The organism is Acinetobacter sp. YH16051 (assembly GCF_013417135.1).
Taxonomy (GTDB): Bacteria; Pseudomonadota; Gammaproteobacteria; order Pseudomonadales; family Moraxellaceae; genus Acinetobacter; species Acinetobacter towneri.
This window is the reverse complement of sequence record NZ_VPEN01000007.1, coordinates 80,396-92,450: the sequence shown is the minus strand read 5'-3', so window position 1 is coordinate 92,450 and position 12,055 is coordinate 80,396. Positions and strand designations below refer to the sequence as shown.

General features: G+C 41.5%; 12 protein-coding genes. 4 read left to right on the top strand and 8 right to left on the bottom strand.

Translation table 11 applies throughout. The annotated features are described in order from the left end of the window. Positions 1-23: 23 nt before the first annotated feature. From rseP to rimO, 7 genes are all read right to left on the bottom strand, one after another. The gene (gene rseP / locus FTV41_RS07950; RefSeq protein WP_179996386.1) at positions 24-1,379 is read right to left on the bottom strand and encodes an RIP metalloprotease RseP; all 1,356 of its coding nucleotides are present in this window, start codon (positions 1,377-1,379) and stop codon (positions 24-26) included. 3 nt (positions 1,380-1,382) lie between these two features. Then, positions 1,383-2,579, bottom strand: coding sequence for a 1-deoxy-D-xylulose-5-phosphate reductoisomerase (gene ispC, locus FTV41_RS07945; protein ID WP_096901423.1), 1,197 nt, complete (start codon positions 2,577-2,579; stop codon positions 1,383-1,385). Continuing rightward, on the bottom strand, positions 2,580-3,404 hold the full coding sequence (locus tag FTV41_RS07940) for a CDP-archaeol synthase (protein WP_136143951.1): 825 nt from the start codon (positions 3,402-3,404) through the stop codon (positions 2,580-2,582). It abuts the gene before it with no gap. A gap of 3 nt (positions 3,405-3,407) precedes the next feature. After that, positions 3,408-4,160, bottom strand: coding sequence for a polyprenyl diphosphate synthase (uppS, locus tag FTV41_RS07935; RefSeq protein WP_179996385.1), 753 nt, complete (start codon positions 4,158-4,160; stop codon positions 3,408-3,410). Between the two features lie 3 nt (positions 4,161-4,163). Continuing rightward, positions 4,164-4,718 carry a ribosome recycling factor gene (gene frr, locus FTV41_RS07930; protein ID WP_004976711.1) on the bottom strand — a complete coding sequence of 185 codons (555 nt, stop codon included), beginning with the start codon at positions 4,716-4,718 and terminating at the stop codon, positions 4,164-4,166. Between the two features lie 88 nt (positions 4,719-4,806). Continuing rightward, positions 4,807-5,535: a UMP kinase gene (gene pyrH, locus FTV41_RS07925; protein ID WP_004976712.1), complete on the bottom strand. Its 729-nt coding sequence runs from the start codon at positions 5,533-5,535 to the stop codon at positions 4,807-4,809. A gap of 84 nt (positions 5,536-5,619) precedes the next feature. Next, positions 5,620-6,963, bottom strand: a complete 1,344-nt coding sequence (gene rimO / locus FTV41_RS07920) for a 30S ribosomal protein S12 methylthiotransferase RimO (RefSeq protein WP_179996384.1) — start codon at positions 6,961-6,963, stop codon at positions 5,620-5,622. A gap of 350 nt (positions 6,964-7,313) precedes the next feature. On the opposite strand from rimO, the gene glnL reads away from it, so the two are divergent. Both glnL and glnG read left to right on the top strand, forming a co-directional pair. Further along, on the top strand, positions 7,314-8,423 hold the full coding sequence (gene glnL, locus FTV41_RS07915; RefSeq protein WP_004976718.1) for a nitrogen regulation protein NR(II): 1,110 nt from the start codon (positions 7,314-7,316) through the stop codon (positions 8,421-8,423). Continuing rightward, the gene (glnG, locus tag FTV41_RS07910) at positions 8,410-9,888 is read left to right on the top strand and encodes a nitrogen regulation protein NR(I) (protein WP_168418931.1); all 1,479 of its coding nucleotides are present in this window, start codon (positions 8,410-8,412) and stop codon (positions 9,886-9,888) included. Before glnL ends, glnG begins: the two co-directional genes overlap by 14 nt. A gap of 103 nt (positions 9,889-9,991) precedes the next feature. On the opposite strand, the gene FTV41_RS07905 is transcribed toward glnG, so the two are convergent. Beyond that, positions 9,992-10,321: a hypothetical protein gene (locus tag FTV41_RS07905; protein ID WP_179996383.1), complete on the bottom strand. Its 330-nt coding sequence runs from the start codon at positions 10,319-10,321 to the stop codon at positions 9,992-9,994. Between the two features lie 127 nt (positions 10,322-10,448). Between FTV41_RS07905 and FTV41_RS07900 the strand changes: the two genes are divergently transcribed. Both FTV41_RS07900 and FTV41_RS07895 read left to right on the top strand, forming a co-directional pair. Continuing rightward, on the top strand, positions 10,449-10,895 hold the full coding sequence (locus FTV41_RS07900; protein WP_179996382.1) for a guanosine-3',5'-bis(diphosphate) 3'-pyrophosphohydrolase: 447 nt from the start codon (positions 10,449-10,451) through the stop codon (positions 10,893-10,895). A 56-nt stretch (positions 10,896-10,951) separates the two neighbouring features. Continuing rightward, entirely contained in the window at positions 10,952-11,851 is a 900-nt protein-coding gene (locus FTV41_RS07895) for a LysR substrate-binding domain-containing protein (RefSeq protein WP_004976726.1), read from the top strand. Positions 11,852-12,055 lie beyond the last annotated feature (204 nt).

Sequence of the window (12,055 nt, the reverse complement as noted above, 5' to 3'; positions counted from 1 at the left end):
AAATTTATTTCGTATCTACGTTGTTATAAACGCATAATGTCATTAAATAATGCAAGGAGCATCATACTTCCAAGCAGTACCATACCAATTTTTAAACCAACTAATTGTATTTGTTCAGAAACAGGTTTTCCACGAATCAGCTCGATAAAATAATAAACTAAATGCCCGCCATCCAACATTGGAATTGGCAATAAATTTAGAATTCCTAAGCTTACGCTCATGAGTGCCATAAAGGAAATAAAAGTTTGCCACCCCATTTCCGCACTTTGTCCTGCAACTTTAGCAATGGTAATTGGGCCAGATAAGTTATCGAAACCAATTAAACCACGTACCATTTTGACAATAGAATTCAGAATCATGCTAGACAGCTGACCTGTTTTATCTACCGCCATAAATAAAGCTTCACTCGGGCTGTATTGAATGGTTTGCTTATAATCTTCTGGAATGACAATTTTTCCAGGATCACTTTGCACACCCAATACACCCGAAACATTGCCCATATTGTCACGTTTGCCTTGCGGCATCACTTCCAGTTGCTGTACTTGATTGTTACGCAGCACATCTACTTTCAGTAATTTTTCTGGCGATGCTTGAACAACTTGTACCACATCGTACCAGTCATTCATTTTGACGCCATCAATTGCAATAATTTGATCGCCGACTTGCATACCTTGACGAATGGCCGCACCATCTTCACTTAACTTACTGACAATTGCAGGAATTTGTGGGCGATACGGTGTAAAACCCAAGATATCTAAAGGTGATTGGGATTGATCATTTAAGAAATTTTGAATGGGTAAGCTAAATGTTTTGATTTCACCTGCGCGTTCCGCCTGTACCTGGATCTTGCCTGTTTCACCTACACGATCTACCAAGGCAAAGTTCAGCTTTTCCCATGTCGTCACAGGCGTACCATCAATGGCGGTAATCTTATCACCTACTTGCATTTGCGCTGCCGCCGCAGGTGTATCTGCCAGTACCTTACCCACACGGGTATTCAACTGTTCTTGAGAGGGTAAAAATAATAGCCAGAACAATAATATGGCAAAAATCAGGTTGATTAACGGACCTGCTGCCACAATCGCAATACGTTTCCACGGATGCTGACGATTAAAGGCATAAGGTAGGTCTGCTTCTGCAACGTTTTCTTCGCGTTCATCAAGCATTTTGACATAGCCACCCAAAGGCAGTGCCGAAAGCTGATATTGAATCCCCGATTTTTTAGACGTCCATTTTAAAATGGTTGGCCCAAAGCCTATGGAATACACCAAAACTTTGACACCTAATTTACGTGCAACAAAGTAGTGCCCAAACTCATGAATTGCAATTAAAGGTCCTAGCAAAAGAATCGCTGCAACCACAATAAATAAGGCACTCATGCTTTAGCTTCCTTTATTCAACACAAAATACTGTGCAATAGCACGAGCATTTTGGTCTGCCTGCAAAATCAGTTCAATGCTTTCTGCGGCTGAATTTTGTATTTGGTTCAAGGTATGCTCAACCACTGTCGCAATTTCAGTAAAACGAATTTTTTGCTGCAAGAATGCTGCAACTGCAATTTCATTTGCTGCATTTAAAATAGCAGGCGCCAGACCACCTTCTTGCATGGCTTGACGTGCCAGACTTAAGGCAGGAAAACGTGTGGTATCGGGTGCTTGAAAATCAAGCTGATGATTGACAAACAAATCTAAAGGCGGAACATGCGTTTGGATACGCTGCGGCCATGCCAAAGCATGCGCAATTGGCGTACACATATCAGGATTACCCATTTGTGCCAAAGTTGAACCATCCACATATTGAACCATGGAATGAATAATACTCTGTGGATGAACCACAACTGTAACAAAGTGTTCTGAAATTGCAAAAAGATGACACGCTTCGATTAATTCCAAACCTTTGTTCATTAAGGTTGCAGAATCTACCGAAATTTTTTGTCCCATAGACCAATTTGGATGTTTGCAGGCTTGTGCAGGGGTAACGTGTTGCAGTTCTTCTAGGCTATGATTTAAAAATGGGCCGCCCGAAGCAGTCAGTAAAATTTGTGATACACCTAGCTGAGGTTGTCCATTTCTTTCGGTTTGTAAATAATGTTCAGGCAAACATTGAAAAATCGCGTTATGTTCAGAATCTACAGGTAATAACAAAGCACCATGTTCACGTGCCGCCTGCATCATGATGTCGCCCGACATCACCAAGGCTTCTTTATTGGCCAATAACACGCGCTTACCCGCTTTAACCGCAGCCAGTGTAGGCAATAAACCTGCCGCACCGACAATGGCTGCCATCACCACATCCACTTCAGGATGTTCGGCAACTGCGATTAAACCCGCCTCATCGCTTAAAATTTCAATCCCTGAAATGTGTTGCTGTGCAAGTAACTGCTGCAATTCATCAACTTTTGCCGCAGGTACAACCACAATTTTAGGATGGTACTGTTTGCATATTTGAACCAGTTCTTGAATTCGGCTGTGCGCCGTCACGGCAAAAACTGAATACTGCTCTGGATGTTGTTGCAGTACTTTTAGGGTGCTTTGTCCAATTGAACCTGTCACACCCAAGATACAAACAGCTTGTGACATTTATAAATCTACGCCAATAAGTTTTAAAACATACATACCCGCAGCAAAAATTGGAGCTGCTGCAAGCAAAGAATCAATCCGATCTAGCACACCACCATGACCTGGCAAGACGCGCCCAGAGTCTTTAATACCTGCACGGCGTTTGATCATGGATTCAAATAAATCGCCCAATACCGAGCTAAATACCGTAATCACCGAAAGAATCAGGAATAAAATATGTTGTGCCAAAGTCAGGTCTAAATACACCACTTCAACAACAATCACGATTAGCATGGCAGTAAAAACACCGCCATATAAGCCTTCTACTGATTTGTTTGGACTGACATTCGGTGCAAGTTTTTTCTTGCCCAGTTTACGCCCAACAAAATAAGCACCTGAGTCTGCACCCCAAACCAACAAGAACAAGTACATTAACCACCACGGCGAACTATTCCATACGGAAAAAATTGCAGTGACCGCAGCAGAAATTAGAATAAAACCAATAAAACTTAAGCTTGGGTTATACCATGCATCGTATTCTGGATAAGACTTGACCCAATAAATACTGAGTAACCATGTCAAAATAGAAGCTGCCCAAAGTAACAAGGCAATATCACTAAAATAAAGTGCCATTGCTGCCAAAGCGGCAGTCAATACACCAAAGCCCCAAGCCACAGGTTTGAGGACATATTTAGTTTTTCTTGGCATGAGTTTGAACCACTCATAGCCCGCAACCCCTGCTGCAACAATCATCAGCATAAACATTGGATAGTGCGACTGAGTTGCAAACATACAACTCAACACCACAGCAACCAATACCAATGCGGTAATAATCCGCTCTAACATGTATTAATTCTCAATTTTCTCTTGTTGAATTTGCTCAGAAGTTTTACCAAAACGACGTTCGCGACCACCAAATACTGCCAGTGCATCGTCAAATTCTTCTATGCTAAATTCAGGCCACAAGGTTTGGGTAAAATACAATTCAGCATACGCAGCTTGCCAAAGTAAAAAGTTGGACAATCTAAAATCGCCACCTGTACGAATCAACAGATCGACAGGTGGTAGGTCTGCCAGACTGACATATTGACCAAAAAGTTGTGTATCTATTTGTTCAATATCAATTTTATGCACCACAACATCTGCTGCAATTTGTTTTGCAGCTTGTGCCATATCCCACATACCACCATAACTAATGGCAATTGTGAGTGTCATGCTGTTGAAATTAGCAGTCCTTTGTTCGGCATGCAACATTAACTCACGCAAATGCGGCGACAAACGTGAACGGTCACCAATAAAACGTAAGGCAATATTGAATTTTTCCATGCGTGGTAATTGCTCATGAATTGTGGTTTCCAGCAATTGCATGAGTAAATCCACTTCAAACTGCGGACGATTCCAGTTTTCACTCGAAAAAGCAAAAACGGTTAAAGCTTGAATGTGTTTTTTTCTACAATGTTCAACAATCGGGTCAAGTACATCTTTACCAGAACGATGTCCTTCCCCTTTTTGCATTTGATTTTTTTTTGCAAAACGATTGTTGCCATCCATAATGATGGCAACATGTTTTGGCAAAGACGCGCTGTCGTCCGATGTGGTCATTGATTAGACCTTCATCAACTCAGCTTCTTTTGCAGCAAGGCGCTTGTCTACCTCTGCAACGTATTTGTCTGTGATTTTTTGGATGTCATCTGCTGCACGGCGCTCATCATCTTCAGAAATTTCTTTTTCTTTCAATAATGCTTTGATGTCGCCCAATACATCACGGCGGATGTTACGAATAGCAACTTTGGCATTTTCTGCTTCAGAACGCGCAACTTTTTGCATGTCACGACGAGTTTCTTCAGTCAATGCTGCAAGCGGTACACGAATTGCATCGGCTGTGATTGGGTTTAGACCCAAATCTGACTCACGAATTGCTTTATCAATTGCAGACACCATTGAACGCTCAAATGGCTGAACCAATAAGGTACGTGAATCTTCTACACCAATGTTGGCTACTTGGTTAAGTGGCACATCGGAACCGTAGTAAGAAACCATCACACCATTTAAAATTGATGGATGTGCACGACCTGTACGTACTTTGGCAAAACCATGTTCTAAAGACTCTAAAGTCTTGCTCATACGTTCTTCGCTGTCTTTTTTAAGATCGTTAATCATAAGATCTTCCTTACTGTATTCTAAAATTTGAGTCAAAATATAGGGTTAAATTAGACCGTAGTATAAAGAGCTTTGTGGCTCACGTACATTAGTTCGTAACGTGAGTACCTTCTTTTTCGCCCATCACTACAGAAAGCAATGCACCTGCTTTATTCATATCAAAAACTTGCAACGGCACATTGTGATCGCGGCATAAGCAGATTGCAGTTAAATCCATAACACCTAATTTTTCATCCAACACCTGGTCAAATGTAAGTGTGTCATATTTCACCGCATCTTCGTATTTGCTTGGATCTTTGTTATATACGCCATCTACTTTGGTCGCTTTTAAGATCAAGTTAGCTTCGATTTCGATACCACGTAAACATGCTGCTGTATCTGTGGTAAAGAATGGATTGCCTGTACCCGCAACGAACACACACACTTCACCTTGAGTCAGGTGACGAATCGCATCACGGCTTGAGTAAGACTCAACCACTGTACCAATAGGCAATGCAGACATTAAACGGGTTTTGATGTTACGGCGCACCAAGGCATCACGCATGGCTAAACCGTTCATCACCGTTGCCAACATACCCATTTGGTCGCCTGTTACACGGCCAACTAAGCCATCTTTTTGTAATTGGCTGCCACGGTATAAGTTACCACCACCGACAACAATACCCACTTGCACACCTAAACCGACCAAGTGTGCAATTGCCAAAGACATTTGATCGAGCACTTGCGCATCAATCCCCATGTCTTTATTACCCGCAAGTGCCTCACCCGATAGTTTCAACAAGATACGTGCATAACGTGGCTTTTTTGAATCTAACATTGTCATTACTCCAATTCTAAATTCTAAACTTTAATTTTTTACAATTTGTATGGCTTACAGCTTGCAAGCCAAATCTGCAAAGCATTATGCAGATTTGACCTGAATCAGCTTGGCAAATAAGTCGTATTCATCGGCATCGGTAATTTCAACTTCAAGTAAATCACCTGCTTTAATCACGCTCTTGTCAATATCTTCTACAAAGACGTTGCCATCAATTTCTGGCGCATCTGCATAAGAACGTGCCACTGCGACTGGAAATTCTTCTTCCAAATCATCTACCAACACGGTCATGGTTTGACCAATACGTTTTTGCAGTTTAGCTGCTGAAATTTCTTGCTGAGCCTGCATAAAACGCTCATAGCGTTCTTGCTTGATTTCTTCTGGCACATGATCTGGCAAGTCGTTTGCTGCCGCACCTTCAACAGGTGAATAAGTAAAGCAACCAACACGGTCTAATTGCGCTTCTTTTAGCCAGTCGAGCAAAATTTGGAAATCTTCTTCTGTTTCGCCTGGAAAACCCACCACAAAGGTTGAACGAATCACCAGCTCAGGGCATTTTTCACGCCAAAGTTTTAAACGCTCCAACGTGTTTTCGCTGTGCGCAGGTCGCTTCATCAACTTTAATACTTTCGGGCTGGCATGTTGGAATGGAATATCCAAATAAGGCAAAATTTTGCCTTGTGCCATTAAATCAATTACAGCATCCACATGCGGATATGGATAGACATAGTGCAAACGCACCCAAATACCCAATTGCCCTAAGGCTTCACACATATCATAGAATTTGGTTTTAACAGGCTGACCGTTCCAAAAGTCCAATTTGTATTTGGTATCTACGCCGTAGGCAGAAGTATCTTGAGAAATTACCAATACTTCTTTTACGCCTGCACGTTTCAGTGCCGCAGCTTCTTCTAATACCGAACCCACAGGACGCGAAACTAAATCGCCACGCATGCTTGGAATGATGCAGAAAGTACAGCGATGGTTACAGCCTTCTGAAATTTTAAGATAGGCATAATGTTTAGGCGTCAAACGAATGCCTTGTTCAGGTACCAAATCAATAAATGGATTATGTTTTGGTGGCTCAGGAACATATTGATGCACCGCTTCCATCACGTCCTGATAAGCAGCCGCGCCAGTCACTTTTAATACGTTGGGATGCATTTGACGAATTTTATCTTCATCTTTACCCAAGCAACCTGTCACAATGACACGACCATTGGCATTCATGGCTTCGCCAATCGCGTCTAAGGACTCTTGTACTGCAGATTCAATAAAACCACATGTATTGACAACAACTAAGTCAGCACCTTCATAATCAGATGCGACATCATAACCTTCAGTTTTTAACTGAGTTAAAATTCGTTCGGAATCTACCAATGCCTTAGGACAACCTAAAGAAACAAAACCGACTTTGGGGGATTTCATAGAATCTGCACTCCACTAGAATGCGCGTATTGTATGACTTTTCTTTGCATAAAAATAGAGAAATAGCCGACTCTTTGCATAATGCACCAAAATACAACCATTCAGGCTGAATGATTTAAATATTGCACCATTTTAATGCATTTTTTATTTACAGTGTTTCTGTTATCCGTTATATCTTGAAAATTCAGTCCAGTTCCTGCGCATTTTTCCGATTCTTCAGTGATAAATGCACTAAAAACGAAAAGTTGGCGTGCATTTTGCTTAATTCGCCTCAATTCGATCCAAATTTGGAACATGGCTGACAGATGACAATGCCCTTGCACAATATTTCATACAGGAAGCATTCACGAATGGATCAGACCCAGAGCATTGACTATCGTCTTTTGGTGGATAACCTCAGCACCGCAATTTTACTGGTTGATCGTGACCTGAATATTTTTTATTTAAACTCGTCTTGTGAAGCATTGTTTGATATCAGTTTAATTCGCGCTTCGGGGCAACCCGTTTTAAATTTGCTGCACATGCCTGATGATGAGTTCAATACGCAAGAGGCTTTCCTGAATACCATCAAAACTGGTCAACCCTACACCCGCCGTGAAGCGACCATTAATGTCAATTTTAAAGATATTCATGTCGATTACACTGCATCACAGTTAAATGCAGGCAAGCCTTATCATCCTCTTTTGCTGATTGAATTGAATCCGATTGATCGGATGCTCAAAATTTCCAAAGAAGAAAACTTTATTCAACAGCATCAAGTCGCACGTCAGCTGATTCGTGGTGTGGCACATGAAATTAAAAACCCGCTTGCAGGAATTCGTGGTGCGACACAACTGTTAGCACGAAGTTTAAATGACCCGAAATATGATGAATTTACCGACATTATTATTAGCGAGGTAGATCGTTTAAGAAACTTGGCCGATACCATGCTCGGCTCACGCCAACTACCAAGCTATGAACTGGTCAATATTCACGAACCTTTAGAACGGGTGCGCAGCCTGATCGTCAATCAAACTAAAAACAAAATAAATATTATCCGTGATTATGACCTTTCTTTACCTGAAGTCATGGCAGACCGCGATCAATTGATTCAAGTCATGCTGAATATTTGCGCCAATGCAGTACAAGCCATGACCGAACATCCCGATTTCTTTACCGAGCATCGACCTGAATTGATTTTAAGAACTCGTATTCAACGCTTGGTTACCATTAATGGTGTGCTGAATCGTTCTACCGTACGTGTTGATATTGAAGATAACGGCCCAGGCGTACCTGAAGACATTTTAGAATCCGTGTTTTATCCATTGGTGACTGGACGCGCAAACGGTACAGGACTTGGTTTGAGCATCGCACAAAATATTATGCATCAACATAACGGAATGATTGAATGCCAATCCATTCCAGGAAAAACAATATTTAGCTTATATTTACCTTGGGAGGCGAGTCATGTCGCGAAATAAAATTTGGGTGATTGATGATGACCGTGCAATGCGTTGGGTACTGGAAAAAACCTTTAGAGAAGAAGGTTTTGAAGTCACTAGTTTTGAAGAGGCTCAATCTGCACTGGATGAACTCAGCCAAGATGCACCCGATGTAATTTTGACCGACATTCGTATGCCTGGGGTGGATGGCCTGACCTTCTTAGCCAAAGTCAAAGCAAATTACCCAGACCTACCTGTCATTATTATGACTGCACACTCCGATTTAGAGTCAGCAGTTTCAAGCTACCAAACTGGTGCATTTGAATACCTGCCTAAGCCTTTCGATATTGATGAAGCTTTGGCATTGGTTAACCGTGCGATTTTACACATCACCAAATTACAACAGCAAGAATCTGCAAAATCTACAGTACAGCCAATTCAATCGACAGAAATTATTGGTGAATCACCTGCTATGCAGGAAGTATTTCGCGCCATTGGACGATTATCACAATCACACATTACCGTGTTGATTAATGGAGAATCTGGTACAGGTAAAGAGCTGGTGGCACATGCACTGCATCGCCACTCCCCACGTAGCAGCAAACCATTTATTGCGCTAAATATGGCGGCCATTCCTAAAGATTTGATTGAAACCGAACTATTTGGGCATGAAAAAGGCGCGTTTACGGGTGCCAATACACAACGTCAAGGCCGCTTTGAACAAGCCAACGGTGGCACACTGTTTTTAGATGAAATTGGCGATATGCCTTTTGAAACTCAAACTCGTTTATTGCGTGTCTTGGCTGACGGTGAGTTTTACCGTGTTGGTGGGCATATACCTGTCAAAGTAGATGTGCGTATTGTTGCAGCGACGCATCAGGACTTAGAAAAACTGGTACAGGATGGTCGCTTCCGTGAAGACTTGTATCACCGTCTGAACGTCATTCGTATTCATATTCCTAAACTGGCGCATCGCAGCGAAGATATTCCGATGTTGGCGCAACACTTTCTGGCACGTGCAGGCAAAGAATTGGGCGTGAGTCCAAAAATATTGCGACCTGAAACTGTTGAATATATGCAACAACTGCCTTGGCAAGGTAATGTACGCCAGCTGGAAAATACCTGCCGTTGGCTAACCGTCATGATTACAGGCCGTGAGGTCTATCCTGAAGATTTACCAACTGAACTCAAGCAAATTCCAATTGAAAAATTAGGTGAGCATCCTGCACAGCACTTGGTAGATCGAGTGTCTATGCACCACTGGGATGAATTGTTGGGTCAATGGGCAGTTCAAAAGCTCAAAAATGGTGAAATGAAACTTCTGGATATTGCCATTCCAATGTTTGAACGTACTTTAATTAATGCAGCACTACAACAAACCCGTGGGCGTAAACGCCATGCAGCAGAACTATTGGGTTGGGGACGTAACACTCTAACCCGAAAGCTCAAAGAGTTAGGTATGGACAGTGCAGATGATGAAGTAGAAGAAGAAATTGAGAGCTAAATCAGTTAAGCACAAATAAAAAACTCCATGCTTCATCACAGAGGGAGACTCAATGCCTGAGTTTCCCTTTTTTATAGGCTTAGATGCTTTAAGATCAAGCCAATTAGGCAGCAGTAAAGCCAATGTAACGAGACAAATCCTGCACACCTAAGTCAGTCTTATAAATTAAATATTGCAGGTACTGGCTAGATGTCAATTCCTGCCACATATCCAACTGATCGTCATGTGCATGAATATCATCAACACTACACAGCATACTCTGTTCAAATACATCTGCCACGAATTCAAAACCCAAGTCCATTGCCACAAATAAAGTATGCTCACAAGGCTGAATATATTGCTCTTCAGCCCAATTAATCACAGCATGCTTACAATGTGGACAAAGCAAATTTTCTGTGGCGGGTGTATTCAATTCAATCAATTGATATGGCATAGCGTGTCGTCACCAAAAATAAAAATAAAATGCGTAAAATACGCTATATCGTTCGCATCATAGCAAGCAATTGCTATATTTTGTGGTATCAGCCACTTATAATCATCAAAAATTTTGTTTAAAAAACATGAGTACTTTAGAAAACGCAATTACATTGGCAGCACAACAGCATGCAGGCCAAATCGATAAAGGCGGTCGGCCTTATATTTTGCATCCATTACGCTTAATGTTGCAATTACAGCACCCTGATCAACAAATTGTGGCAGTGCTACACGATATCCTTGAAGATACCTCCACTACGGCAGAAGACCTGCACAACTTGGGCTTTCAAGCACATATTATTCAAGCGATTCAAGCCTTGACTAAACAGCCACATGAAACCCGCATCCAAGCCGCACAACGTACTGCATGCAATTCACTCGCACGCAGCGTGAAAATATTAGATGTGCAAGACAATATGAATCTTGCGCGTATCTCACATCCAACAGCACGTGATTTAGCTCGTTTAGAAGAATACAAACAGGTTTTAGATATTCTGCAAACAGCACAGCAACAAAACACAATTAATAATTGACATCATGCAACGATGCCTCTTTAATTTAAACATTGTTGCACAAATGGAATTTAGTCATGCTCACAGATTTGGATGATTTTTATTGTTTTGCCCAAGTGGTCGAACACGGTGGTTTTAGTGCTGCAGAACGCGCGACGGACATTCCAAAATCCAAACTGAGCCGCAGAGTCCATAATTTGGAAGAACGCTTAGGTGTACGCTTAATTCAGCGCAGCTCACGCCATTTTGCAGTGACTGAAATTGGCATGAACGTCTATCGTCATGCGCAGGTTATGATGAATGCTGCCCAAGCTGCACATGATCTGGTTGATCACTTAAGTATTCAACCGCGTGGTGTAATTAAAGTCAGCTTACCTGTTTCAATTGCACAAAATGAAATTGCCAAAATCTTGCCTGAGTTTTTGAAAGCCTACCCTGAAATTAAAGTACAGCTAATTGTCAGCAACCGTCGTGTCGATATCGTCAACGAAGGGATCGACATTGCCCTGCGTGTCCGCTCAAATTTAGATGATGATCCAAGTTTGGTGATTCGCAAATTCAGCAACATCGAACAACATCTATTTGCCAGTCAGGCTTATTTGAATGAATTTGGCGATTTGAAAAAACCTGAAGATTTAAGTCATCATAAAATTTTAAGCATGTCGGATGAGCATTTAGATCAATACATGGTTGTGCATGATCAACAACAGCAACCGAAAAAAATTAAGGTCAACCCTACAGTCATGGGTTCAGATTTAATGATGCTAGCGCAATTGGCACGACAAAATTGTGGCATTGTGTTGTTGCCTGACACGATTGTTGAAGATTATGTTGCATCGGGTGAATTGGTTCGTGTTTTACCCGACTGGCACGCACCGCATGGTATTTTCCATGCCGTCTATCCATCACGCCGTGGTTTATTACCTGCTGTACGTGTATTTATCGACTATTTGGTCGAAAAGCTAACCATTCGTTAGCACATAGGATCTTTTGATTTCAGATACGAAACAGCAAAAAAAAAGCTTATCTAAGACAGATAAGCTTTGAAAACTACAATCTAAAATAAGAAAGCTAAAACAAAGAAACTACAGCAAGTATCTTTGACTTCAATTATAGCGATTGTTCATTTTTTAACAAATAGTTTAAAACTAAAGTCTAAGATGTTTTATCTATCAGTCTTA

What these genes read in the sequence shown, in the direction of transcription:
- glnG (WP_168418931.1), top strand. Translation starts at nt 8,410, where the DNA reads ATGTCGCGAAATAAAATTTGGGTGATTGATGATGACCGTGCAATGCGT.
- glnL (WP_004976718.1), top strand. Translation starts at nt 7,314, where the DNA reads ATGGATCAGACCCAGAGCATTGACTATCGTCTTTTGGTGGATAACCTC.
- ispC (WP_096901423.1), bottom strand. Translation starts at nt 2,579, where the DNA reads ATGTCACAAGCTGTTTGTATCTTGGGTGTGACAGGTTCAATTGGACAA.
- rseP (WP_179996386.1), bottom strand. Translation starts at nt 1,379, where the DNA reads ATGAGTGCCTTATTTATTGTGGTTGCAGCGATTCTTTTGCTAGGACCT.
- FTV41_RS07895 (WP_004976726.1), top strand. Translation starts at nt 10,952, where the DNA reads ATGCTCACAGATTTGGATGATTTTTATTGTTTTGCCCAAGTGGTCGAA.
- frr (WP_004976711.1), bottom strand. Translation starts at nt 4,718, where the DNA reads ATGATTAACGATCTTAAAAAAGACAGCGAAGAACGTATGAGCAAGACT.
- FTV41_RS07900 (WP_179996382.1), top strand. Translation starts at nt 10,449, where the DNA reads ATGAGTACTTTAGAAAACGCAATTACATTGGCAGCACAACAGCATGCA.
- FTV41_RS07940 (WP_136143951.1), bottom strand. Translation starts at nt 3,404, where the DNA reads ATGTTAGAGCGGATTATTACCGCATTGGTATTGGTTGCTGTGGTGTTG.
- uppS (WP_179996385.1), bottom strand. Translation starts at nt 4,160, where the DNA reads ATGACCACATCGGACGACAGCGCGTCTTTGCCAAAACATGTTGCCATC.
- rimO (WP_179996384.1), bottom strand. Translation starts at nt 6,963, where the DNA reads ATGAAATCCCCCAAAGTCGGTTTTGTTTCTTTAGGTTGTCCTAAGGCA.
- pyrH (WP_004976712.1), bottom strand. Translation starts at nt 5,535, where the DNA reads ATGTTAGATTCAAAAAAGCCACGTTATGCACGTATCTTGTTGAAACTA.
- FTV41_RS07905 (WP_179996383.1), bottom strand. Translation starts at nt 10,321, where the DNA reads ATGCCATATCAATTGATTGAATTGAATACACCCGCCACAGAAAATTTG.